Source organism: Teretinema zuelzerae, assembly GCF_021021555.1.
GTDB lineage: Bacteria > Spirochaetota > Spirochaetia > Treponematales > Treponemataceae > Teretinema > Teretinema zuelzerae.
Genome location: NZ_JAINWA010000003.1, coordinates 555,291 through 580,737 on the forward strand (window position 1 = coordinate 555,291; position 25,447 = coordinate 580,737).

The 25,447-nt window shown below is 58.6% G+C and carries 16 protein-coding genes; 8 read left to right on the plus strand and 8 right to left on the minus strand.

The window, feature by feature from the left end; translation table 11 throughout:
• Nucleotides 1-63: 63 nt before the first annotated feature.
• The 3 genes from pbpC to K7J14_RS09805 form a co-directional block, all read right to left on the minus strand.
• Nucleotides 64-2,553 (minus strand): penicillin-binding protein 1C, encoded by a 2,490-nt coding sequence (gene pbpC, locus K7J14_RS09795; RefSeq protein ID WP_230758846.1) that lies wholly within the window; start codon nucleotides 2,551-2,553, stop codon nucleotides 64-66.
• A complete protein-coding gene (locus tag K7J14_RS09800) occupies nucleotides 2,543-8,281 on the minus strand; it encodes an alpha-2-macroglobulin (RefSeq protein ID WP_230755723.1) in 5,739 nt (1,912 codons plus the stop codon). Before K7J14_RS09800 ends, pbpC begins: the two co-directional genes overlap by 11 nt.
• A gap of 64 nt (nucleotides 8,282-8,345) precedes the next feature.
• Nucleotides 8,346-9,791, minus strand: a complete 1,446-nt coding sequence (locus K7J14_RS09805; RefSeq protein ID WP_230755724.1) for an adenylate/guanylate cyclase domain-containing protein — start codon at nucleotides 9,789-9,791, stop codon at nucleotides 8,346-8,348.
• 147 nt (nucleotides 9,792-9,938) lie between these two features.
• Between K7J14_RS09805 and K7J14_RS09810 the strand changes: the two genes are divergently transcribed.
• The 3 genes from K7J14_RS09810 to K7J14_RS09820 are packed head-to-tail and all read left to right on the plus strand — an operon-like array spanning nucleotide 9,939 to nucleotide 12,574.
• Nucleotides 9,939-10,961, plus strand: a complete 1,023-nt coding sequence (locus K7J14_RS09810) for an ABC transporter ATP-binding protein (protein ID WP_230755725.1) — start codon at nucleotides 9,939-9,941, stop codon at nucleotides 10,959-10,961.
• Nucleotides 10,958-11,761, plus strand: a complete 804-nt coding sequence (locus K7J14_RS09815) for an ABC transporter permease (protein ID WP_230755726.1) — start codon at nucleotides 10,958-10,960, stop codon at nucleotides 11,759-11,761. Before K7J14_RS09810 ends, K7J14_RS09815 begins: the two co-directional genes overlap by 4 nt.
• A gap of 3 nt (nucleotides 11,762-11,764) precedes the next feature.
• Nucleotides 11,765-12,574 (plus strand): ABC transporter permease, encoded by an 810-nt coding sequence (locus tag K7J14_RS09820; RefSeq protein ID WP_230755727.1) that lies wholly within the window; start codon nucleotides 11,765-11,767, stop codon nucleotides 12,572-12,574.
• A 24-nt stretch (nucleotides 12,575-12,598) separates the two neighbouring features.
• On the opposite strand, the gene K7J14_RS09825 is transcribed toward K7J14_RS09820, so the two are convergent.
• Nucleotides 12,599-14,215 carry a diguanylate cyclase gene (locus K7J14_RS09825; protein WP_230755728.1) on the minus strand — a complete coding sequence of 539 codons (1,617 nt, stop codon included), beginning with the start codon at nucleotides 14,213-14,215 and terminating at the stop codon, nucleotides 12,599-12,601.
• 123 nt (nucleotides 14,216-14,338) lie between these two features.
• Here K7J14_RS09825 and K7J14_RS09830 point away from each other — a divergent pair, with 123 nt between their 5' ends.
• Nucleotides 14,339-15,286, plus strand: a complete 948-nt coding sequence (locus K7J14_RS09830) for a helix-turn-helix transcriptional regulator (RefSeq protein ID WP_230755729.1) — start codon at nucleotides 14,339-14,341, stop codon at nucleotides 15,284-15,286.
• Between the two features lie 190 nt (nucleotides 15,287-15,476).
• Here the strand turns inward: K7J14_RS09830 and K7J14_RS09835 are convergent, their stop codons facing one another.
• The 3 genes from K7J14_RS09835 to K7J14_RS09845 all read right to left on the minus strand — a co-directional run bounded on the left by K7J14_RS09835 (nucleotide 15,477) and on the right by K7J14_RS09845 (nucleotide 21,335).
• Nucleotides 15,477-16,907, minus strand: a complete 1,431-nt coding sequence (locus K7J14_RS09835) for an MFS transporter (RefSeq protein WP_230755731.1) — start codon at nucleotides 16,905-16,907, stop codon at nucleotides 15,477-15,479.
• On the minus strand, nucleotides 16,904-18,415 hold the full coding sequence (locus tag K7J14_RS09840; protein ID WP_230755732.1) for a DUF6937 domain-containing protein: 1,512 nt from the start codon (nucleotides 18,413-18,415) through the stop codon (nucleotides 16,904-16,906). Before K7J14_RS09840 ends, K7J14_RS09835 begins: the two co-directional genes overlap by 4 nt.
• An 82-nt stretch (nucleotides 18,416-18,497) precedes the next feature.
• Complete coding sequence (locus tag K7J14_RS09845; protein ID WP_230755733.1) at nucleotides 18,498-21,335, minus strand: ATP-binding protein; 2,838 nt, start codon at nucleotides 21,333-21,335, stop codon at nucleotides 18,498-18,500.
• 108 nt (nucleotides 21,336-21,443) lie between these two features.
• Here K7J14_RS09845 and K7J14_RS09850 point away from each other — a divergent pair, with 108 nt between their 5' ends.
• The 4 genes from K7J14_RS09850 (at nucleotide 21,444) to K7J14_RS09865 (ending at nucleotide 24,511) form a co-directional block, all read left to right on the plus strand.
• Nucleotides 21,444-22,106: a TrkA C-terminal domain-containing protein gene (locus tag K7J14_RS09850; RefSeq protein WP_230755734.1), complete on the plus strand. Its 663-nt coding sequence runs from the start codon at nucleotides 21,444-21,446 to the stop codon at nucleotides 22,104-22,106.
• Nucleotides 22,107-22,305: 199 nt separating this feature from the next.
• Complete coding sequence (locus K7J14_RS09855; RefSeq protein WP_230755735.1) at nucleotides 22,306-23,076, plus strand: ABC transporter substrate-binding protein; 771 nt, start codon at nucleotides 22,306-22,308, stop codon at nucleotides 23,074-23,076.
• A gap of 9 nt (nucleotides 23,077-23,085) precedes the next feature.
• Nucleotides 23,086-23,757 (plus strand): amino acid ABC transporter permease, encoded by a 672-nt coding sequence (locus K7J14_RS09860; RefSeq protein ID WP_230755736.1) that lies wholly within the window; start codon nucleotides 23,086-23,088, stop codon nucleotides 23,755-23,757.
• A gap of 31 nt (nucleotides 23,758-23,788) precedes the next feature.
• Nucleotides 23,789-24,511 (plus strand): amino acid ABC transporter ATP-binding protein, encoded by a 723-nt coding sequence (locus K7J14_RS09865; RefSeq protein WP_269062490.1) that lies wholly within the window; start codon nucleotides 23,789-23,791, stop codon nucleotides 24,509-24,511.
• On the opposite strand, the gene K7J14_RS09870 is transcribed toward K7J14_RS09865, so the two are convergent.
• Complete coding sequence (locus K7J14_RS09870; protein ID WP_230755737.1) at nucleotides 24,495-25,445, minus strand: alpha/beta hydrolase; 951 nt, start codon at nucleotides 25,443-25,445, stop codon at nucleotides 24,495-24,497. The genes K7J14_RS09865 and K7J14_RS09870 overlap by 17 nt on opposite strands.
• Nucleotides 25,446-25,447 lie beyond the last annotated feature (2 nt).

Consider the following 25,447-nt stretch of genomic DNA (forward strand, 5'->3'; position numbering starts at 1 on the left):
TTCATCTCCTTTTTTTTTCGATCCGGGAGCGCTGAAGATCAAGGGTTCCTGAAGCCTTCGTTTTCATTCTCCCGCGCTGACAGTTATTCTTACGCTCGACGAACGTCCGTTCGAGTCGACCGCGGTAACCAGATGCGTTCCGGCGGCCGGAAGCCAGAACAGTTTTCGGCCCGGCTCCGCGCGGCCGACGAAGACGGAATCGGCGAACCAGAACAGTTCCGAAGAGTCTGCGTCGCAGGCCGCATGGAGGACGAGCGTTCTTCGAGATTCGCCTCCCGAACGGATCACGTAGGCGGTATTAGCCAGCGGAGAAATAATATCGGGGGGGAAGCCCGCGCCTCGCGAGTCTGATCCGGAAGAGCCGGGTTCGTAGGGAGGAGGAGAAAGCCGCGGGAGGCCGGCTTCGGCGAAGAGGGACAGAAGGTCGCTCGGCCAGAATTCGCGGACTTCGCGGACAACCGGCCCGCCTTCCCCGGCGTCGGTTCTGTAGCCGGTCCGCGTATCGATATTGATCGCCCGGTGAATCCTGCATGCGGCAATGGGCGAAACGCCGGGGATGTACCAGGAAGAAACAGTTTTCGGGCAATCGGGACCCGGAAGAGCGCCCGATACGGGGCATACCTCGACTCGCGAAACATTTTCAGGATAGGGCTCGGCGAACAACCTTTCTTCCGGAGGCAGGGCGGCGAGCAGGGCGTCTGCGATGTTGAACAATAGAGGCGCCGCCATGCTGCGGCCCAAAAAGGCTGAATTCCCCTGCCCGTCGAAATTGCCGATCCATACCGCGATAACGAAGGGACCGGCGACCGCGACGCTCCAGGCGTCCTTGAATCCAATCGATGTGCCGGTCTTGTACGCTACCGGAACGTCAGCGGCGGTGAGCGACCTCGAGGCGACGGGAAGTTCGTTGCTCTCGAGCATCCTCAACGTGATGAAGGCCGCTTCTCCGGTAAAAAGAGGTTGTCCGTCCGAAGCGCTGCGAGCCGGAAATATTGACGGGGTTCTGAATCTGCCGCCGTTCGCGAGCGCTCCGTACAGACCGGCCAGTTCGTTCATCGTAAGCTCGGCGCTGCCGAGGACGAGAGACAGGCCGTAGTAGTCCCTCCCCTTCAATCCGGAAACGCCGGCGCGTTCGAGCAATCCGTAGAGGTCGTCGTCGCGCGGACCGCCTTTTCCTTCAAGCAAATCACGGGCAAGAGAGATAGCCGGAATATTCCTGCTGTCGGTCAGAGCCTTTTGAGCGCTCACCGGTCCGGCGAAATCGCCGCGGAAATTATCCGGAGTATATTCGTTAAAACCCGTCGGCGTGTCTTTGAGCATTGTCGCCGGATGAACGAGTCCGCGGTCGAGAGCCAGGGCGTACACAAAGGGCTTCAGGGTCGAACCGGGAGAACGCTTGGAAAGCGTTCCGTCGACCTGTCCTGAAATCGCGTCGTCGGACCATCGGGCCGAACCGGCCGACGCCCTTATTTCCATCGACGAACGATCCGCTACAAGCACCGCTCCGTTCGAAACTCCGATCGCTCTATTGCGCTCGATCCAGCGTTCAAGCTCGCGTTCAGCAGTCTTCTGCATGCCTGAATCGAGGGTGGTTCGAACCAGGCCGGAAGTCGAAGGCGCTCCCCGCTTTCCCGGAAAAGAGCCGGCTTCCGCGGAGCGCTGTTCCCGATACGCTCGTTCCGCGAAGTGCGGAGCGGAAAACGGAAAGGCGCAGACCGCGCGGACGGGCAAATCGAGTGCGAACCGGGAATCGGCGTCTTCAGGATGATCGCGAATCCAGGAGTCGAAAAGAGCGTTCCGGGCGGCGAGGGTTTCTTCCGGAACGAACCCGCTGCGCGGCCTGCGGTCGACCGGATCCTGCGGGAGCACCGCAAGGATGAGAAGTTCCGAGAGGTCCAGGGCAGACGCTGGTTTTCCGAAGTAGAACCAGGAGCCTGTCTGAAAGCCCTCGATGTTTCCGCCGACCGGCGCGAGATTGAGATAGGCCTCGAGTATGCTTTTTTTGCTGTAGCAGAGATCCATGGCAAGGGCCGATGCGATCTGCCTGAGTTTCCCGGAAACCGTATCCGTTTTGATGCCGTACGCGAGACGGACGACCTGCATCGTGATGGTCGACGCTCCCATGCGCCTGCTTTTGCGTAGCCAGGTTTCGCGGGCGGCGCGAACAAGGGATACGGGATTCACGCCCGGATGCGCGTAAAAAAAGCGATCCTCCTGCAGGAGAATCGCGTCCACGAATGCCGGCGGAAAATCCGCGACCCGCGTCCGTATGCGATATTGGCCGTCCGCCGAAGGAAACACGCGCAGCAGAGCGCCGTCCCGGTCAGCGTACGCGCGCGAGAACGCGGTGTTTTTCAGAATATCGCCGGAGATGCGTTCGCGCGCGACGAATGCGGTTGCAATGAGCGCGCAGAACGCCGCGGCGAAAACCGCGACGCGAGCCGCTCGACGCGGCGCAAACGGAAAGCCGCGCCGCGCGGGGTCGCGTCGCGCGGGGTCGCGTCGCGCGGGATCGCGTTTGCGAATCCCCTTGCTATGGGAATCAGCGCGCACCGATTTCAATCGGCGGCTGGCTCTTGTACGCCGTCACAGACCGGTCGTACATTGCTTCGGCGAACAGCGGAGGAACGGCGAACTTTCCAGGATTAACCGCGCGAACAGAATAGACGAGGGTTTTGAGGCCGCCCTCGACGGTGCCGTAGAAGACAACCCGATCCTCGCGAATATCGGTATAGTCGGGTTTCCAGGTCGAAGCGAGCGACGGTTGCCTGACGGAGGCGATGTCGGGCTCGAAGCCGGCGGGCAATAGATCAACAATCGCCACGTCCCGGACGGTTTTTCCGTTCGTCGTGCGCAGGCTGATCTTTACGCGCACTTCGTCGCCGGTTTTAATCGAAGTCAGCTTTGCTCCCTTCGCGTCGACGAACTCGCGGAGAATTTCGAGGCCTTCTTTCACCTCGGAAGAAGGCAGGGTTTCGTCGAAGCCGGCGGTCGTCGCCTGATAAAAGAGCGGCTGCTTTCCTCGGTTCTCGATTTCCAGCTCGGCTGCGTTCGGCGGATAGGCGGCGCTGCGCAGAATGTCCCCGGCAAGCTCCAGAGAGGATCGCGCCTTGTCGGCGTCGAGCCAATCGACGGTTACCGAGCCGCTTTCGGCCGAAGGCATCCGATCGAGATAGCTTTCGATCGCCATGAGGGCGTGGTTGGCGGAAAGCGAAGAGGCTTGTTTATGCGAAAGATCCGCCGCGATCGCCTCCAGAAGTTCAGGACCGATGTCTTTCAGACGCGCGGGGAAGTGGCGAGCCGTGATATCAAGATAAACGGACCGGTAGCACAGGGAATCGGCATACAGCGAATCTTCCGGGTTGCGGAGTTCTTTTTTGACTGCGGACAACAGACGGCCCGCTTCGAGATCCTGCCGGAGAATCGCGGAGGTTCCGGCGAGGAAGAGACCGGCGTATCCTTCGGCAGCGTCCTTGTCGGCCTTCATGTCCTTGCGCAGTTTTTCAATATACGGGGTCGCGATGGTGCCGCTCCGCGCGAGCAGATAACAGGCGAACGAACGGTTCGCAAGGGCATACCAGCCGGTATCGCTCGAATTCGCGACCTGAGCTACGCCCCTGAGCGCGGCGTTGTACAGCGTGTCGCTGACGTAGTAGCCGTGGTCCCGCGCATCGATGAGGAAGAGCGTGCAGTAGTTGTTGAGATACAGCTCCGTCGCAGATTCCGACGTCCACACGCCGATGGTGCCGTCCTCGCGGAGGCGGGACTGCAGAACGGAGACGGCCGCGTCGATCTTCGACCGCGCCTCTTCCGGATTAAGGCCGAGCTCTTTCACGAGGTTCGGATACAGGAAGGGCCAGGTCGCGCTCGCGATCTGCTCCGAACACATGTACGGATAGTTTTCCAGATAGAACCACAGTCCTTTCGCGAGACCCGTCGGCAGATACGAAACGCTGGCGTCCCGTACGGCGAATTCGTCGCGCACTCTGCGTTCGAGCTTGACCCGCTCTGTGCCGCCGCGGACTACTCCGGTAATCACGCTGGTCCGGTAGGGCACCGCAGGCCGTACGCTGAGAGAGGCCGCGGCGCTCGAAGTTTCTCCGGCGCCGGAGGCGGTAAAGACGATTTCCGCGTTTCCGCAGACGTCGAGGGCTTTGACGCGGAACGAAACGGTCTCGTCCCCGCCTTCGGGAATCGCGAGGTCGAAGGACGTTTCTCCTGCGACGGCGAGTCCGGATTCAGGGTGGGCCGTAAGCCGAACCTTCGCTCCGCTTCCCGAACCGTCGACCGTATTCGTAACGGTAACGGATACGCCGAACTCGTCGCCCGGAGCCGCCATGACCGGCATGTTCGGCACGACGACGAAGGGAGCCTTCACGGTGAGTTTCTGCTCAGCTGAACCGATGGTGTCGCCGGAGACGGCCACCGCCATGACGCGCACGGTGCCGTTGAACCAGTCGGGAACGCGATAGACGAGAGAGCGTGTCTCGGGCCCTGAATCGACGATCCCCGACCAGTAGGCGACGGGAACGTTCTTTCTGCGCTTGAAGGGATTGAGGTTTCTGCCGAGTTCTTCCGCCATGGCGTCTCCCCCGACCGCGCCGATGGTGCGCAGGATGTTGAACTCGGGAAGCACGAGATCCATGATCTGCTGAGTGCCCACTTCGAGGGCCCGCTTGCGGAAGAAGAAGGAAAGGGGATCGGGTGTCTTGTGGCGGCCGACCTGCAGGATGCCTTCGTCGACAGCCATGATCGCGATTTTTCCTGTCGAAGAAGTCGAATAGTCGATTTTCAGGTCCTCGCCGGGGCGCATGGTCTCGGGCAGTCCGAGCGTAATGCGGTTCGTGCGCTTGTCACGGCTCACGGAGAACGGAACGCTCGCGTAACAGAGCGGACTCATGAAAATTTCATCCGAGGAAATCGAACGGGCCCAGGTAACGGTCACATAGGCATTGCCCTCTATCCCCTCGGGAACGAGAATGCTCTGAACGGTCGAGTTTCCCTTCGAAGAGAACCAGGCGTGGGTATACACCCGGTCGCGCTCGATCGTGATGAGGCCGGATCCCGCGTACGGAGCTTTGATGAACAGTCGCACGTAGTCGCCGTTGCGGTAATCCGCGCGGTCGAGTTTAACGTCCAGTTCGGCGGTCCTGTCGAGGCTGCGCTGGATATTCTTGCCGCCGATTACCGACCAGGCGATTTTCGCGTATTCGAGGCCGTCGACTCCGGAGAGGGTAAGCTCGAAATCTCCCTGTCTGGACGTGGGGATAGCCCATGAAAGGCCGTCGGCGGCGATTTCTACCGGGAAGGACTCAACCGGTTCGCTCTTCTTTACCGATTGGTATTTATACTCGCCGTTGGGCTGCTTGACGAGCATGGAAATATATTTTATTTCCGCGATGTTCGCGGTCAAGCCCTTGACAGCCAGCGCCTTCGCGTCCGGACCGACGGCGATGAGGGAGAGCGTCCGTTCGCTTTCCGCGTTGATATAGCCGAGATCTCCGTCGGCCTTCCAGCCGACGAGATATTCGAGGGGAGAAATCCAGACGGATTCTTCGGTTCTCACAGAACGGCCGGACTCCTTTTCAAAACCTTCCGCGAAAAAGGTCATGCGGTAGGTTGCCTTTTCGAATTTCGCGAGATCTATCGGGAACGAACAGGTTCCGTCAGCGTCGGTTTCGATTAAGCCGAGCGATTCGGTGTAGACTTTTCCGTCGTCCCAGGGATCGGAGAAGCGGTACTCTTTCCATGCCGGGAACGACTGAGCGCCGGGCCGCAAGCTGACGCTCGCCTGAACATCGTTGCCGGCGGCGGCGTTGCCGAAGAGATTTCTCAGCGTCACCCTGCCTTCGATCGCTCCCGGCTTGATCCAGCCGGCGGCGGCGGACGGAGCAAGGCTCGCCCGAATGTTCAGGGTGTCCGGGAGAAATTCTTCTACCTTTACGGTTTCAGAGCCGAGAAACGCGAGCTTGCGTTTCGATTCGTCGACAAGATGATAGAGGGACACGGTGTATTCGCCGGTCGGAGCCCAGTCTTCCGTCTTCCATTCGATTTCCTGAAAGCCCGAGGCCGAGGCCGAAAGATTTTTCGTGAACACCTCGGCGCCGTTCGGATTGACGACGGCGCACACGAGCGGAGTGCGCTCAAGATTGACGCTCCAGTCTCCCGATTTGAGGATCATGCCGATATGCATGGAGTCGCCGGGCCGGTAGATGCTCCGGTCCGAAAAAAGAAAGGCGTTTATTTTCTTCGGGTCGGTCGCTCCCATGACGCCGCCGGTGTCGAAATTCGACAGATCGAGGCTGCGCCCGCCGGCGGCATAGGGCATGAACGAAAGGTCTTCTCCCTTGCGCACAACCCAGGCGACCGGCTGCTTTTCGCGCTGAAAGCCGGATACGTCCGCGAACTCGACGCGGCCTGAAGCGCCGGTGTTCGCCGTAAGGAGGGCGTTCCCGTTGAGTCCTACGACGGAGACTTCCGCTCCCGAAACCGCTTCGCCCGAGCCGATCGACTGCACGAATACGGTATTCGATCCGTCGTAGTTCTTTTTAACATAGAAGCCCAGATCGCTGACCAGGATGAGCCTGCGGTCCTTGAAACGGCGGGTTCTCTCCGTGTCTCCTTCGGCGGAGAACACGAAGAGGCCGTAGCGGAGATTCTTCGAAGGTATCGAGGAAAGGTAGCGCGAAAAGTCGAAGGAGAACCACGACGGGGCGCCGGCCTCGGCGGGAGCAACGGTTGTTTTTTCCGCGTACTGTTCGGTAATATTGTATTCGTTGAAATTATAGTTGTCGAAACTGAAATTGTTGAAGTCTCCGTTCGACTGCGAAATGAGATGGTTGATGTCGTCCGGCCTGACGCGGCCGATGTTGAATTTAACGCCGCCGACGCCGCGCGAATACAGCGCAAGCCGCTTGCTTCCAGTCATCGGCACGATAGAGCCTTCCGACAGGATGCGAATTTCGCGGGGGAATTCTTCGACCCGGAAAAGCGATTTACGCTCTCCTTTTTGCCGATACGAACCGTAGAATTCGAGGCCGTCGTCCACGCGGACGAACACATGGCGTCCTGCCGGAGCTTCGAACGAGAAGCTGTTGACCTCGTTGTTTTCCAGCGCATTCGGCTGCGGCACGAGTTCGAGAGGTTCCGAAACATCGAGCACTGATTGGGTGACGAGATCGATCATGCCCCAGGAAGAATTCTTTTCGCCCTTGATGCCGGGAAGATCGGGACGGTCGACGGGCAGAATCCATGCGCGGGTCCGCTTCGCGATTTCCTTCGCGGAAACCGCGCCGTTTCCCGACAAAACGATCACTCTCCGGTAGCGTTCCTCCGGAGTTTTCACCAAAGCGGTTTCTATGGAATATATTTCCATGAAGCCGACCATGCCGGGTATGGTCGTACTGGCCTGAGAGTCCTCCGCGGTTTTATTTCCTCCGAAGGACGAAGCGATGCCTTTCTTCGCGGAGACCGTCATCGTGACGGAGTCGACGGGCATGCCGACCGGTTCGGAAACGATATACGCGTTCAGCCGGTCCTTGTCGTAGGAAACGCTCGCGCGGTATTCGCGGTTCGCGAGCGTACCCGAGTCGGCCTTCATGTCCGGCTTGATGACGATGTTTTTTTCGACTGTTTCAGGATCGAGCGGCCAGTTCGCGCTGACGGTGGCCAGCACCCGCTTCACCTCGGCGTTTTCAGGATCGATATGGAATTCGCAGTCGCGGACGGAGATTCTGAATTCTTCGGTCGAGAACTCGACTGTCCGGGTTATTTTAAAGTGATCGGGAAAATAATTCTTGGCGAACTCGACTTTGAATGTCTGACCGACAGGCCAATCCTGGTCTGGACGGAAGGACAGCATGCTGTCGCTTACCCAGGTCCAGACTCCCGGGAGATCGGGAGTAAGCGTTATGCCGTCTTCGACCGTGTTCCCCTCTTCACCCGCGGGCACGGCGGAGCCGGAAAAAGAGAAATACGCCGCGGGCACCGGATCGTCCCAGTCGGTTCGGGTATCGGGACCGTCGACCTCGCACGAAATTTCCATCAGTTTCGGCTGTCTCGACTGCCACAGGGAAAAAGCGAAAAAGCCGGCCGCGAGAAAGGCGAGCGCGGCTGCGATGCCGAAGCCTGCCTTCCGGTTTCGGACCAGAAATTTTCCGGCGGCGCCGAATGCGCGGGAAACGCCGTTTGAAAGAAACCTGATGTAGGGAGGCGGAGTCCAGGTTCCGAAAACGAGGGACAGGTTGATTTTTTTCCGTTTGTTTTTTTCTGTATCTGACATAATCATTCCTTTTGAACCATCATAGTATACCGTTCGCGGAGGCTGTACAAGAAAAAAGCGCCCCTTATTTTGTATGGAAAGTTTCCGTTCCGTCCCACTCGGGAGGAGGAGGATTTTTAATATATGCGGCCGCCTGCGAGCGGTACCAGGAGAGCGCCTTGTCCTGCGCGGACGGAGGGAGGTCGGACCAGAGTTCCAGGGAGGCTTCGAAGGCGCGGCCCTGGTAGGCGGCAAGTCCTTTTTCAAAGAGGGAGGCGGAAGCCAGGAGGAGGGGGTCTACCGATCCGGAGGGGCCGAGAACCTCGTAGATGCCGAGCGCCCGGGACTTTCCCTTGGGCCTGATCCGGCCGAGGCCCCGGAAGCTCCAGTCGGGGACGGCAGAGGCAAGGGCTTCGCCAGAGAGAAAGCGGACGCCGAAAAAGCGGGTGAGGCCTTCAAGCCGGGAGGCGACGTTGACGACGTCGCCCATGAGGGTATATTCGAGGCGCTCGCTCGAGCCGATGGTTCCGGCGAGAACGCCGCCGATCTCCGCGCCGAGCGCGACCGCGAAGCCCTCGATCCCGCATTGACGTGCGAGAATCTCAAAATCCGGAATGGCGGCGATGATGCCGTTTCCCGCCTCCAGAACCCGGCGGGGAAAATCGGGAACGGGAGATGGCGCGTTGAAGATGGCCATAAAGCCGTCGCCGAGAAATTTGTTGATGACGCCGCCGCGCGCGGAAACGATGGACTGGCAGCGGGTGAAAAAAGCGTTCAAAAACTGCACGATCTCCACCGGAGACAGGCGCTCCGCCTGGGCAGTGAAGCCGACCAGATCGACGAAGAGAATTCCGGCCTCTCGAAGCTCTCCCTGAGCGCGCCCAGAAAGCGACATGAGATGGTCGCGGACGCGCGAATCCACGGCGCGGCCGAACCGGTCGGTCAGGGTTTGATTGCGCAGCGCGGCGGCGAGAGACGGGACTAGGTCCGCGAGAAAGCGCTGATCGGGCGCGGATAATTCAGCCGGAATGGAAAGGAGCAGGCTTCCCGAGTATGTGTCTCCCTGAACGATGGGAAGATTGTAATGAAAGAGACGCGTCCCGCTTTGAAAGCGGAGAAGAGCGGCGGATTCTTCGTCCAGGGCGATGAAACCCGTACGGGAGAACACTTCCGCGAAACCGGGGTGCTCTATTGCTTCCTCGCGGGAGCTCTGCGGCAGGGTGATCGCGAACGAGTTGTTTCCGCGGTACGCGAGGAGCCGCAATTCCGCGTCCGTAAAATAGAGGGAAAGAAGATCCAGAATCCGGGGCAGAATGCTTTCCTGTTCCAGATTGGAGCCGACGACGGAGCTGATGCGCAGCGTCAGCCTGTTCCGTTTTTCCGCGTCTCCCGCCTGAGTGGCCTGCCTTCGCCACGCCTCGTCGAGGGCCTTGCGCGAGTTCGCGCGCTCGCGGCGGAGCAACAGGGCGAGCGCGGCGGCCGCGAAAACGGAGAAGCAGAAAAGCAGGGCGAAAATCGATTCCTGGTTCATGGTATGAAAGATTGTAACACGACAGCCCTGTTTGAACCAGTTTCGGGCGCGGCACAGGAACGCGGGATCAGATCGGCTCGCAGCGGCGTGCGCTTTTTTTTTATTCTTCTTTAATAAACGGGAGCCTCCCGATATACTCTTTCCATTATGGCAATAATCGAAGCAACAGCTCTATCTAAAACGTATCAAAACGCGGTTAAGGAAGCGGGACTGGCCGGAGCCCTGAAACACTTTATCAAACCGGTATTTACGGAGATTAAGGCTGTAAGCGAGGTACGCCTCTCCATCGAACCGGGAGAAACCGTCGCCTACGTCGGACCCAACGGCGCGGGTAAATCGACCACCATCAAAATGCTTACCGGCATCCTCAAGCCCTCGGGCGGACAGATACGGATAAACGGCATGGATCCCTACCGCGACCGGCTCGAGAACACGAAACGCATGGGCGTCGTTTTCGGCCAGCGAACCCAATTATGGTGGGACATCCCCGTGTCCGAATCCTTTACCCTGCTGAGAGACATTTACGCCATACCCCCGAACCGCTACAAAGAAAATCTCGCATGGCTTTCCGACATGCTCGGCCTCGGCCCCTTCATGGGCTCTTCCGCCAGAAAACTCTCGCTCGGCCAGCGCATGAGAGCAGACCTCGCCCTCGCCTTCCTGCACGATCCGGCGGTCGTTTTTCTGGACGAGCCGACTATCGGACTCGACGTCGCCGTGCGGGAGCGCATCCGCGAATTCTTGAAGCAGATCAACCGTGAGCGCGGAACCACCATACTTCTCACCTCGCACGACCTGGACGACATCCGCGACGTGTGCGACCGCCTCGTGGTCATAGACCGTGGAACCATAATTTACGACGGCAAGCTCCAGGCTCTTCTGGACCAGTGCGTACGCTGCCGCACCATGCATCTCCGCCTCGCCTCCGACGGCCGGGACTTCGCGAAAAAAATCGGCAAGCACCCGGACCTCGAGGTAATCGCCTCGGGACCCTGCGAAGCGTCCATCGAATTCGACCGCTTCGCGCTTTCCGCAAAGGATATCATCAACCTGGCGAATAGCACCGGGGAGGTGGTCGACTTCCGCATCGACGAGCCGGATATCGAGCGCTTCATTAAAAACGTGTACGAAGGAAAGCTCGATATTTCCGAGAACAGGGGACGGGCATGAAAACGGCCCTGAAAAAATACTGGCGGCACACCGCCCTTGCCATGCAGGAAACTCTTGCGTACCGGGTTACCTACATCGTCAACATGTTTTCGATGGTGGTGACCTACACGGTCATCTTTTTCGTATGGTCGGCCGTATACGCGGGGAATCCCGATCTTGAAGGCTATCAGTGGCAGGAAATGAAAAGCTATCTCATCGTTTCGCTGTTCCTGAGTTCGCTCGTTTCGATGTCCAGCGAGTTCAGGATATCCCGGCAGATACGCACGGGGAACATCGCCGTAGAGCTCCTGCGCCCGGCAGACTATCAGAAGGCAAGCCTCGCGATAACGCTGGGGTATTCCATCAGCGAAGGCGTATTGATCGCCGTCGCCTGCCTTGGATTCGCCCTTGCAACCGGCGCGACGGTCGTCCCCGGCAACGCGCTTGCATGGCTTCTGTTCATCGTATCGGTTCTGTTATCGATGGCGACCAAATTCCTCATGGTATACGTATTCGGCCTCGCAAGCTTTTGGACGACGAGCCTTATGGGAATAAGCTGGCTCAGGAGAGGGCTCACCGACTTCTTCTCCGGAGCGCTCATTCCCCTCGCCCTCTTTCCGCCGACCTTGCAGACGGTGACCGACTGGCTTCCCTTCAAGGCGATCGTTTCCATCCCGGCGAACGTATTTACCGGGCGTCTGCACGGCGAAGCCCTTGCCCGCGATTTTGCCGTCGCCTGCATCTGGATAGCCGCGCTCTGGCTGCTCGGCAGGTTCGTCTGGAGCAGGGCGATGCGAAAAGTCACGATACAAGGAGGCTGAGCAATGGACATGCTGACCCGAACGCGGCGCGCGCTTTTTTTGTTTTTCCGCTTCCTCGCGCAAAACACGAAGATCAAGCTCGAATATAAAGCGGATTCGCTCATCCTGTTCTTTTCAGGAGCGGCCCTTCAAGGAATCGGATTCCTGTTTCTTTCGGTGCTCTTTACCCGCATACCCTCGATTCAGGGATGGAGCAAATGGGAGATCGTTTTCATGCTCTCCCTCATCTTTTTTTCCGAGGGTCTTGTCTCCTTCGCTTTCGAAGGCGCCTGGCAGATGGCCTTTCTCATAAACATGGGGGACATGGACCGAATCCTGCTGAGGCCGGTATCGCCGATACTGCAGATACTCACCTTTACCATGGGCATTCACGGAATCGGTAATATGGTCATGGGAGCGGTGCTGTTCGTTCTATCCCTGTCCAACACCCTGATCGCCTGGAGCGCGGCGAAAGCGCTGTTCGTGCCGGTGTTCATTCTCAGCGCATGCGCGATACGCACGGCGATTTCCTTTGCGGCAAACTGCAGCGCGTTCTGGATAAAGGCGATGAGCAACGCAATACCCCTGATGGTCTTTCAGTTGGCGGATTTCGCCAAGTATCCCGCGTCCATGTTCGGCCGGGCTATAGAAAGCGTTATCATCTTCATCGTCCCATACGCTTTTATCAGCTACTTCCCCGCGGTGTATCTGTTCGACAAGGCGCCCTGGGGAGCGATCGCCTGGCTTTCACCCCTTGTCGCGCTCTGGCTTGCCTTCGTCGCGAAAAAGATTTTCTACATCGGCCTTTCTCGATACGAAAGCGCGGGAAACTGAACGACTGCCGAAGGCGTACGTCCGTCATTCATGGGAAGCCGTTCCGACGACGCGGTTGCGGCCCTGTTCTTTGGCTTGGTACAGGGCCATGTCCGCCTGATGTATCCATTCTTCCTGGGTCCAGCCTTCGCTCCAGGTTACGACGCCGAGGCTGATGGTCAGGGATTCGACCGGGAAATCGGAACTGGTTTCCACGAAAAGTCTGAGTTTTTCTGCCGTAAGCAGGGCGTCCTCGTAACCGGTTTCGGTTAATAGAAGCAGAAATTCCTCGCCGCCCCAGCGGAAGCAGAAGTCGCTCTTGCGGACCTTTGCCTGGAGCAAAGCGGCGAGCTGAACCAGCACCTTGTCGCCGGTTAAATGACCGAACCGGTCGTTGATCCGCTTGAAGTGGTCGATATCGACCATGACCAGGGTGGAAGGATTTCCGTATCGCGACCAGCGGAAAATCTCGTGTTCAAGCATTTCGGTCAGCTTGTGCCGATTGAAGAATCCGGTGAGCTTGTCCTGGGCCGACAGGCGCTCGAGCTCTCCGTTCACCTTGAGCAGCTGATCCTGGATCAGGCTCAGGGTTTCGTACTGAGCGTTTTTTTCCGCAAGCAGAGCCTGCATCTTCTGTTCGATTTCCTTGCGGACGGTGATGTCCAGCACCGAGGTGACCACGTGGGGTTCGTCGTCTATTACGATGAGGCGGCCGGAGGTAAGACCGACGAAGGAGGCGCCGTCCCGCCGCCTGAAGGCGAACTCCCGCTGGTCGACCTGGCCTTCCCGGCCGAGTTCTTCCATATACGAAGCGCGGTCTTCCGGCGTAGTCCATAGATCAAGATCGATTATCTTTTGCCCCAGCGCTTCATTCCTGTCATACCCGGTCAGGTTGACGAGCTCGTTATTGGCGTCGACCAGGAGGGAATCGGACATGCGGGTGATCAGCTCGGCCTGGGGACCGATGTTGAAAATAAGGCGCAGTTTTTCCTTCTCCAACTGGACATCGCCGTTCAACCGCTGATTAACCAGCAGTATCAATCCGTAGGTCCACAGCACGCTGCTGATGATCGGCGCGATAAAATTAAGAAGCGCGATCGGATCTTCCTTGACCTGGGAGTATTCTGAATAGCGCGACGGAAGACTATTTGATAGAAGGATTATGAACTCGATCAGGCCGAAAATGAAAAAGACGAGGGCCGTAAAATTGGCCGCGCTGGCGAACTGAGGTTTTTTGCGGCGAAACAGATACGCCGCGGTTGCGAGAGCCAAAAATCCGATAAACGCGTTGAACACCGCCGTTCGGGCGGAAAGATTAGCATCGACGAACAAAAACCAATAGTAACTGATCACGAACGAGGCATATATTGCAGAGAGCATTCGCACAGGAACCGGGCGGTCCAGGAATTTTAGAATGCCGACAATGAGAAAAATCTGGCCGAGATACATGAGGGGATTTCCGAACATGGCAAGCACGTAAATAGGGGGGAACATCACCGCCAGCATGGTCCAAAAACCAACAGACTGGACGATTACCGCGATCAGCCACCACCCCATGCCCCGATACGCCTTGCCGATGCGATATTGGACGATGAGGGCGGCGGTCTGGCAAAGCCACAAAAGCGACGTAACAAACACCAGAGTACCGATATCAAGTTTCAATTTGTCCTCTATTGCAAATAGTATAGTACATCATGTTCGGCCCCGTAAGAGTACGGAACGGTTTGTTGTCGATTTTTAACAATCCCGTGTACAATTTCCGGATTTTGCTTGTAGAATAGTCCTATGAACGATGCACTCGATCAGCGCGCGCTGGAAAGCGTCACCACAATCGGCAGGGAGTTCTATAAGGGAGCCGTCTTCGGCATCCGGACCTCGGACCGGCCCGAGTTGCTGGAGGACGCGTACGGGCAGGATGTATACCAGATCATCCTGATTACCGAAGGAAGCGTCATTCTCTCCGACGGGGATGAAAAAACGGCGTTGCTGCCTCCACAGCTCGCCTGCCTGAGCTACGCCAATCCGATGAAAAAGCTCGAAATTGCCGGCGCGAAGGGATTCAGCATTTTCTTCATTCCCAAGGTGATTAATTACGGACTGTTCAACAGCTTTCCGCAAGCTGCCGGAGAAGGAAGCGGACAGGACGACGCGCTCCTTGCCGAACGGCTGCTGATAAAACCGTTCAAACAGGGCGAAATCAGCAATCCCTTCCATATCGCGGTGAACCCCGCGCTCGAGGAGCGGGTAACCGACATGTACCGGGGACTCCGCGACCAGTTCAGCCTCCAGCCGAACGAATTCTGGCCCTGCCGGGGCAGATCGTATTTTCTTGAACTTTTGATGCTTCTGCAAAACCTGTACGCCTTCGAAGGCGATACCGACCTGAAGCTGGCCCTGCCCACCGGCGATGAGCTCGCGGAACAGGCGGTGCGGCAAATGCTCCTTTCCTATTCCGATTCGCGCCTGAAATGCAGCTCTCTCCGCGGAGAGACGGGACGGTTCGCTTTTTCCGCGAGGTTCCGCACGGCCGCTGGAATGCCGTGCAAAGAGTATCTGAAGAGCATTCGGCTGACGGTTGCGGCGAATCTGATGCGGAACACGATGCTCCCGCCGACCGATATCGCCGAGCGCACCGGATACGCAGACCGCGCCCGCTTCGAACGGGATTTCCGGAAGCGGTTCGGGAAAAAACCGGCCGAGTACCGCGCCGATTTTCCGAACCCCTACGGCTGACGGGCGCGCAAAAGATCCACTCGTAAGCAGCTCATCGCACAGCACGATCAGACTCCTCCCCTGCCGCCTCGTTCGAACGCGGGGGCTCCGCGCGTCCCGATCCCGCGCCGGCCGGCCCTCCCTGCCTCGATTTTGATTCCCAGAAAAAACACAAAACAGACTCAGGAGCGGCAGACGCAGGAATACGGCATCAGGTGCGACGCGAGAGCGTGTCCTGGACCTTTTTTTCGTCGTAGCGAAGGAGGAGGAGGACGCCGGCGACGCAGAAGCCGAGGGCGCAGATTGTGGTGAGCCTGACGCCGAAGACCCCGACGACTTCTCCGTTCGAGGCGGAGGCCCCGAGCATGACCAGGGAGGGGAGAATCACCGCGCCGATGGATTGGCCCATTTTCGACATGAAGGTGCGGAAGCCGAAAAAGACGCCTGCCTTGTGCTGGCCGGTTTCTATCGCCCAGGCTTCGGCCATGTCGGAGATCATCGCGTTCGGGAGAATGCCGAAGACGGCCAGGGGTATGGCGGCGAGAAGCGAGGCGATGAGAGCCTGGACCATGGGGGGAAGCGGCATGATGCCGAAGAGGGATGAAAAGGCGAAGAGCAGGCCGAAGAGGCAAAAGGCGATGATGAGAAGGCGTCGGCGGCCGACCCTGCGGGCGATGATGTTGACCGGCACATAAAAGAGGAAGCTCACGAGGAACATGACGATGAAGAGGAAGGAGTAGGTTTCCTTCGGCAAACCGAGCAGGACGGTGACGTAGTACATGAGGCCGTTGTTGATGAAGTACAGGCTTATCCAGTAGGCGAAGTCGGAAAGCGTGAAGATGAAAAAGTTTTTGTCGGAGATGACGGTTTTAAGAGACGTGAAAAAGCCTTCGTCGCTGGGGACCGATTCGCAGTAGCGTTTTTCGTTTATAAAAATCACCGGCAGGATCATGAGGACGAAGGAGACGACGCCGAAGGCCACCATGGTGAGCTGGAACGAAGTTTGGGCGCTTTTTCCGGAAAACTGGAACATTCCCTGAAAGACGGGAGCCTGGGCTCCGAGCATGGCGCCCACCGCCCAGGTGATGGAAATCATGGTAGAGAGCTGAAGGCGCTCGTCCGGGTCGTGGCCGAGTTCGCTCATCCAGGCGAAGAATGGCGTGACGTACATGGTCATGAACCAATACAGCAGCGTGATGCAGACGAACAGCCACACGCCGTTCGCAGCGGTGTTCGCATCCGCGCCGCTGCCGAAGAGGGGCACGAAGCAGAGGACGGCGAAAAGGGCGAAGGGAGCGGCGGCGACTGCCATGAAGGATCGGCGGCGGCCGAGGCGGGACTTCGAGCGATCGGAGAAGACGGCGATGAGCGGGTCTGTGACGGCGTCGAACACGCGGCCGAACCAGAGGGAGAGGCCGATGACGGTGAGCACGCCGATTACGTAGCCCTGATGGATCATTTTGGGGTAGAGGGCGGCGCCGTTTTCGCTGAAGGGCAGATAGTACTGGTTGAGAAAATTCGCGGCGCCGTAGCTGCCGAGGGACCAGCCGAGCTGGCCGAGGGCGTAGACGATCTTCAGGCGGAAGGGAAGCCGTTCGGCTCTTTTGCGGACGCCGGAGGCGGCGATTGTCGTTTCTTTCATTGAGAGTCTCCTTTGTATTCGATTCCCGCGGCAAGCGCGACGCATCGGTAGGCGCCGGAATACACGCCGGCTTTGTTCGCGTTCAGGATGGAAGCGTTCATCAGGGAGAGGGCTTCCGGGTGTTCGAGCAGAACTGAGAGCATCTGCACAGCCTGTTCCGGGGTCGGGCATTCGATGGTTCCGTCGCCTACTTCGGCTGAGCGGACGGCGCCCCAGGCTTCATGCCCGCCGACGCGGCGGATGTGGAGCTTGGGCACCGGGTAGAACGCGAGTTCGCTCGGCTTGGTGACGAGGATGTCGGACGCGCGCATGAGCAGGTTGGTGATGTAGACGGCTGAGAAAATCTCTCTGTTGTGGAACACGTGCATTCCGCGCGCCGGGCCGTCGAGCGCTTCGCGGGCGTAGGCGGCGGCGTCGTCCCAGTCGCCGTCGTGCAGATACGCTCCGTGGAGCTCCGGCACGTCGCGGAACAAGCCTTCCAAAACGGACTTATGGTCTCCCACGTTGATGAAAAGGGCGACCTTTTCCTGTTTCGCGAGCGGAACGAGGCAGCGCAGAAGGGAGGCGTAAAAATCGCCCTGGGCTCCGGCGCCGCCGACGGCGAGCAGGATGCGCAGGGGCTTGCCCGACGAGAGGCGGTCGATCCGCGCCGCCGTATCGGCTTTGAGGTTCGAGACCAGTTCATGGTCGATGTAGTGTCCCGTGTGGACAAGAGAGCCTTCCGGCATGGGGGCGAGTATGCTCTTCCCGCACATACCGTTGAGGGTTTTGTAGCCGAACCAGGCCGAGGGGGTCTGGACGGCGTGAATCGCACCTTCGGAGAGATGGAGGGCCATGGGCCAGTTGTCGGGGACCGCGTTGACGACGCGGGAGATTCCGGCGTGGACGGCGGCCTGGGACGGCCATACATGGGTCGCGATGAAGGGGATATCGCGCGGCAACAGCGAACAGGGGGTTGCCATGAGCTCGGCGGTTTTCTGGTCGCAGGCATTGTAGGCAAGCTTGCGGAAGCCTTCCGAGTTGAGGGGCTCCCAATAGAAGCGGTTAAAAAGCGCGGATTTCTGGGAGAGCCGGGATCCGAAGGAATACAGGGCGTTGAGCTTGCCGATTATTTTACCGCCGGTGGTTTCCTTGAACGAATGAAGATCGAAGAGGTAGGGAGTAAAGCCCATCGAACGGGCGGCGCTCGCCATCGCTATGGCGATGCGGTAGTGGCCGAAGCCCATGCGGATGTTTCCGATTACCATAGGCTTTTCGCCCGCCGGGAATTCGAAGGCGGCGGGCGAAGAAGACCCGGCGGCGTGTGTTCCGCGCGGCTCGACCTTGAGGTTGCGAATCCCGAGCGCGGCGAGTTCAGGGATTTCCTCCGACGAAAGACAGAAGCCGTTCGATCGGTCGTCCCCGAATTTTTTGAGAAATGCGTTTTTCTGTTTCACCGCCTTGCGGCAGGTAGCTTCACCTATCCTGTTTCCGAAAATGGTGCGCGACCGGTCTCTTGTTTCCGACATGTCGATGTCCTCCTGGATTTCAGTGTCTCATCGATCGAGGGATTAGCGGAACAGGGTATTTTTACTCTTGCGGAGAGTATAATTACCCGCCGCCGAGCATGAAGGATACGAGGGCGGACCGGGACGAGGCGCCGGTTTTTTTCAGCAGGGCCGAGACTCGGTTCGATACGGTTCTGGGCGAGCAGCCGAGGTTCGCGGCGATTTCCTTATCGCCGAGGCCCTGGATCAACAGGGGGACGATGTCCCGGTCGCGGCCGCTGAGCGACAACGAGTCGGCGCGGACCCGCCAATCAAAGGCCGCATTTCCGGAGGAGGCGTCCGACGAATCCCCGCCGAGCGCCCGCTCGACGCGGGCTTGCAGACGCCGGCTTTCCAGGAGGGAGAGGGACGCGAGCGATTTGATCTTCGCTTCAAGCTCGTCGACGCTGAAAGGTTTGCCGATGTAGTCGACAGCTCCGCCTTCGAGGCCGGCGAGCCGGTTGCGGGAGTCCGTTCTGGCGGAAAGAAAAAGAAAGGGAACGGCTGAAAGATCGGGATCCTGCGCGAGGCGGCGGCGGAACTCGAAGCCGTCCATGCCGTCCATCATCACGTCGCAGAGTATGACCCGTGGACGGAAGCCTCCGGAAAGAAGGGAGAGAGCTTCTTCTCCCGAGCACGCGGAGCGGAACGCAAAAACCGGGCCCAGCATCTCCGCCAGAAAGGAGACGATGTCGGGGTCGTCGTCGATAAGCAGCACCGATACAGCGTTTTTCGCCGCCGCGCCCGCGAGACCGGAGGCTCCTGCGGGTTGGGCCGCAGGAGCGGTCCCGGTCGAGCCGGCTGTCACGGGCGAGCCGGCGCCGGAGGAAGTCGCCGCGACTGGCGAGCCTGATGCAATGCCGGCGGCTGAGGAAGTCGCCGGGACCGGCGAGCGCGCCGCCGGCAAAAAGACGGTGAACAGAGATCCAGCGCCGACCTCGCTCGAGACACGGATTTCGCCCCCGAGAGCGCCGACGATTTCCGCGGCGAGGGGAAGGCCGATGCCGAAGCCGGTATGGTCGCGGCAGCTTTCAAGGCCGGCCGCGGCGAAGCGTTCAAAGAGGCGGGGGATGCGCTCTTCCGGAATGCCCCGGCCGCTGTCGCGGACGGAAAAAAATACGCGCCGATCTTCTGCGGCGTTCCCGGCTGCTTCTTCTATTCCGCAATCGACGACGATCGATCCGTCGCGCCTGGTGTATTTGAGAGCGTTCGACAACAGATTCATCGCGGCGGTTTCAAGAAGAACCGGGTCGGTTTCCGCTGCAACAGGCGCGCCGCTGTTCGCGCAAACGAGGGAGATTCCCCGGCGGGCGGCTTCAGGCGCGAAAAGTGCCGAGCAGTTTTCCGAAAATTGTGAAAGGTTCACCGGACGGAGGGAGGGGGCGACGGTTCCGGAGTCCAATCTGAGCAGTTCGAGCAAGCCGTCGGCCAGGCGGCGCAGGCGGTCGCAGTTGCGCTGAATAAGCGTAAACACCGGAGCGTCCCGGGGAACCGCATCGCCGTAGCGGCCTTTCATTATCGCCTCAAGGGGAGCGGCGATGAGGGTGACCGGGGTTCTGAGTTCGTGGGAGCTGGCGGTGAAAAAGCGGGTTTTCGCCTCGTCGATCGCCTTGAGTTCTTTCGCGATGCGCTCAAGATCCTCCGAACGCCTGCGTTGCCTCGAAAGAGTTCCGGAGAGCACCCAGAACTGAAACAGAATAAAAACAATCTGGCCGAGCGGCGTGAGAATGGGAGTCGGGATGTAAAAGCGCGAAACCAGAATGTCGTTCACGCCGGCGGCCGCCAGCAGCAAAAACGAAAAAAGCATGAGGCGGGCGTCCTGCCGTCCGTCCCCGTTCGCGCGGGCGATGAGATATCCGGTAAGGAAAAACTGGAGAATCCAGTAGATCTGCACCGGCACGAGGGTGGCGATGAACAGGGGCACGGGAAGTATGAGCGCGCATGCGACCGAGGCGAGGCCGAACACCAGCATGGCGGCGCGGACTTTTCGCAGGGCATCGCTCGGAAAAAGCCGGGCGAAAAAGGCGGTGTACGCGGGAGCGAGACAGTACAGGGTGAGATATTCGATGCGAACCAGAACAGTCCAGGGAAGAGAGGGAAACAACAGAGCAAGAGGCTTTTCTCCGGTAGCAAGCTGGCGGAAAAAGAAGCATGCGCAGACGGCGGCGAACAAAAGAGAGGAAAGATCCGCCGGACGGCTGAAAAACAGGGCCAGATGGTAGAGGGCGATCACGCAGAAAATGCCTGAAATAAAGGCGTCGCGGATGAGGGCGGCGGAGCGCTCGCGTTCGACGGCCGCCGCAGAACCGATATACACCGGCCCCCAGAGCCCTCCTCCGTTGGAATCTTCGAAATTGGACACCTCGAGAACGATCTCCAGGCGGCTCTCCTCCGGGGGGAGAAGAACGCGGAGGGGAATCACGCGCGGAACGCTTCCCGCCCGAGCCCCGGAGACCTTGCCGAGCCTGGCGGTTTCAACGCCGCCGCAGTAGACGGCCAGAGCGGTTCCGGCCTCCCCTATTTTCAGTGCCAGATCCCCGCGGCGTTCGGGAAGCAGCAAGGTCGTTCTGAATACTCCCCTGCCGAAGGGACCCGAGCGGAAGGCCGAGCCGTCCGCGCCGGAAAAGTTTCGGGCGTTCCAGTTGAAGGGAATCCGCGCCGGCATCCCGGAGGAATCCTCATACGAAAAAAGCCAGCCTTCGCCGAGGCGGATAAGCGAATCTGAATCGAAGGAAGCGGAGCGGAGATCAATGACGCCGGGTTCGGCCGATCCGGCTGGTTCCACGCGGTCTTGCGCCGGTAGAGAACCGAGGCAGGAAGCAAGGGCAAGAGAGAGGAATACTAATGACGCCTGTCCGAGGCGATTACCGGAGAACCGGCGAACAATGCGTGAAAAAGCCACAACAAGCCTCCCTCAAGATGCGATGACTCTACTCTATCATAGTTTCGGATCAGGTCAAAATAAAAGCCGTATAACAACTCAAGCCGGATATGCTATACTATTTGTTCAATGATCGAGACGAAAGACACAGCCCTGGACGCACAGCCGGCAGAGCCGGACACCTCTCCCGTATATCTGCGCATCGCCCTTGACATCGCCCGCCGGATAGCACGGGACGATCTGCATGAGGGAGAAAAAATCTACGGCCGCTCGATTCTTTCCTCCGAATACCGGGTATCTCCGGAAACAATACGCAGAGCGCTCAAGCTTCTTTCCGACATGCAGGTAGTCGAGGTAAAGCATAACAGCGGAGCGGTCGTGCTCTCCCGCAGCGCCGCCAGCGCATATATCGAACGATTCGACGAATACGCCGGAGTCCAGGCGCTCCGGAAGAAACTCAAAAAAACAATGGAAGAACACGCTGTCTTAAGCAAAAAAATCGTTGAACTCGCCAGCGATATTTCCGGCATGACCTCCAGGGTTGCAGAAGGCAGCCCTTTCAGAAACTATGAGATCGACGTGCCCGGCGGCTCCCCCGTCTGCGGACAAACCGAGGACGAACTCAATTTCTGGCAGAAAACCGGAGCCACCATCATTGCCGTCCGCCGCGCGGGCCGACTCATACTATCGCCGGGACCGTATTTTCGCTTCGAAGCCGAGGACGTCATCGTTTTCATCGGCGACGAACCCTCGATTTTCGGCGTTCAGAGCCTTCTCTCCAGCCCTCAGTAATCTTCGCACGCCCGCAAAATCCATTCCCTCACAAGCCCTCTTTTTGCATCAGGCCCGACAATCATCTTTCTCCATGGGTTGACAACTGACAACTTGTTCGTTATTTTTAGTATGTCGGTACTGACAACCTCTGCATTTATTTAAGTATGTCAGTTTAACTCTTTCTATAGACGCCAAGTCTTATTCCTCTGGAGGAAACATGAAAATCGTAAAAACTCTCATTACCGGGGCGGCTCTGTTCCTGATTCTTACCCTGCCGGCAGCGGCGGGCGGAAAAAAGGACGCCGCCGACTCCATTTCGTTCGCCGGCTCGGGCGGATATCCGCCGTTTAATTTCCTTGTGGACGACGGTTCTGTCGACGGATTCGACGTTGACGTCGCACGGGAAATCGCGAAACGTCTCGGCCTTGAAATGAACTACGTTACCACATCCTGGGACGGCATCATCGAAGGCCTGCGCGCGGGCAGGTACGACGGCATTCTGGGCAGCATGGCCGTTACGGAGGATCGTTTGAAAGTCGTCGACTTCTCCGATCCCTACTACTACTCGGGCCCCCAGCTCATTGTGCGGAAGGATTCGGGCCTTACGGACATTTCCCGATTCGGCCCGTCGAATACGGTAGCCCTGGTAACCGGAACGACCTTCGAGAAGGACGCCGCGAACGCGGGGCTGAAGGTGAAGCTCTATGAAGACGACAACCAGACCCTGATGGAACTGCTCAACGGACGGGTCGACGCGGTGATGACCGATCGCATCGTCGGACTGAACGCGATAGCCAAGATGAAAAACGGCGGCGACCTTACCCTCGCAGGCTCAGTCCTCCGCACCGAATCCATGGGAATCGCTTTCAAGAAAGACAGCGATTTGACGAAACGGGTGAACGCGGTCCTGGCCGAAATGCGGGCGGACGGAACGCTTAAAGCGATCAGCGAAAAATGGTTCCCCGGCCAAGACATTACGGTAGAGTAAGGAGCGACCATGGGAGATATTTTTCCATGGGACCTGGCCGTCATCCCGTCGAAGTTTTTTTTCTTCGCGGAAGCGGCCGGATACACCCTGTTCATTTCGGCTCTGGGAATACTGACCGGCATCGTCAGCGGACTGATAGTATCCCTGGCCCGGATTTCGCGTTTCAAGCCGGTATCAAAACTCGCCGGCCTCTACATTTTCGTCGTGCGGGGAACCCCGCTCCTGCTGCAGCTGTTCGTCATCTATTACGGATTGATCGCTCTGGTCACCATCCCGCCGCTTCCCTCGGCGATCATCGCCCTGGGATTTCATAACGGCGCCTACATCGCCGAAATTTTCCGCGGAGCGATCCAGTCGATCCATTACGGACAAATGGAAGCGGCGCTGAGCCTGGGAATGACCCGATCGAAGGCGATGGTGCGAATAATTCTTCCGCAGGCCTTCAAGCGGGCGGTTCCTCCGCTCGGAAATCAATTCATCATCGCGCTGAAGGACAGTTCCCTCGCGAGCACCATCGCGGTGCCGGAACTCCTGCTGCGCGGCCGCCAATTGGGAGCATCGTCGTTCATGTATATGGAAATGCTCATCATCGTCGGCATCTGGTATCTGCTTATGACGGGAGTATTCAGCTACGTCATACACAGAATCGAAAACAAACTGAAAGTGAGTGATCGTGGATAATACAGCTATCGGAAATGAACCCATCCTCAGGATGTCTAAAATACACAAATGGTTCGGAAAGCTTCATGTCCTCAAGGATGTGAATCTCGACGTGAAAGAAGGCGAAGTGATCGTCATAATCGGCGCCAGCGGTTCGGGGAAGAGCACCTTTCTGCGGTGCATCAATTTTCTGGAAGAAGCTGAAAAAGGCGTCGTTCAGTTCCGGGGAAAACCGATTCTGAAGAACCGGAATCTCACGGGAATCCGCAAGGAAATCGGCATGGTGTTTCAACACTTTAACCTGTTTCCCCACATGAACGTGCTGCACAACGTCATGGAAGGCCCGGTGCACACCAGGCATATGAGTCCCCATGACGCAGAAAAGCTCGCCCGCGGACTTCTGGAAAAAGTCGGATTATCCGACAAGGCGAAGGTGTATCCGTCCACCCTCTCGGGAGGGCAAAAACAGCGGGTCGCGATCGCTCGGGCGCTCGCGATGCAGCCGTCGGTGCTTCTCTTCGACGAACCGACGAGCGCCCTGGATCCCGAGCTGGTGGGAGAGGTCGTGTCGGTCATGAAGGACCTCGCGAACGAAGGAATGACCATGATAGTCGTTACTCACGAAATGTGGTTCGCCCGCGAAGCCGCGGACCGCGTAGTGTTCATGGACGAAGGAACGATAATCGAAGAAGCCCCGCCGGAAAAAATGTTCAGCGAGCCCGAAAACGAGCGCACAAAACAATTCCTGAAACAGATACTCAATTCGTCTGACTAAGAAATTCTCCGAGCTCCCGCGCGTACAGTCCGGGAGCGGTAACGAGGCTTCGTCCGTGGCCCGCGTCGGGAACCAGAAGCAGGCGCTTGACGCCCTGCTTCGCGGCGAACAGATCTTCCGACATTTTCGGAAGTATGTAGGAGTCGGCCGAGCCGTGAACGAGAAACAGGGGAACGTTCGGCATGCCGCCGGCTTGCTCTATCGCGCGGATCGGAGAAACCTGCTTCCAGGCGAAGCCGCAGCGGAGCCGGGCGATAGCCGATGAAAGCAGGAGGAAGGGTTCGCGGGGAAGCCCGTAGCGCGACTTCAGATTCCAGGCGAGCTCGTCCGAAAGATCGGAAAAGGGACAGTCCGCGACGACGAAATCCGGCAAAACCGATGCGCCGCTGCTTGCAACGGCGCTGTTGCTCGCAACAGCACTCTGCAGGATAACCGTCGCGGCTCCCATGGATTCTCCGTGAGTGCCGATGCGGCCTGAAAAGCCGGGACGGGAGCGTTCAAAGGCGATGACGGCCGAAAGGTCGTCTTTTTCGAAATAGCCCATGGTCACGCGCTTTCCGCCAGAGTCCCCGCTCGAACGGTTATCGTAGATAATCGCGTCGAAACCCTGTTCCAGAAACAGCTTCATATACTTGATGCTGCCGGCGAGGCACCACCCGTGGCCGTGGCAGAGAACCACAGTGCCCTTCGGGCTTTCCCCCGAGCGGACGCGCAAACCCTTGAGTTCGTACCCGTGCGGAGAAGCGATTGATACCGGCTCCTTTTCCAGCCCTTCCCACCAGGAAAGGGAGAAACCGGCATAGGCCGCTTCGGCTTCCAGCTCGTTGTGCCAGCGATGGCGCGGCCGGTCGGTCACCTGAAGTGAAAGAACGAAACTCACGCCGAGGACGCACAAAACGGCCGCTGTCAGAAAATACGCGATCAATACATTCATGC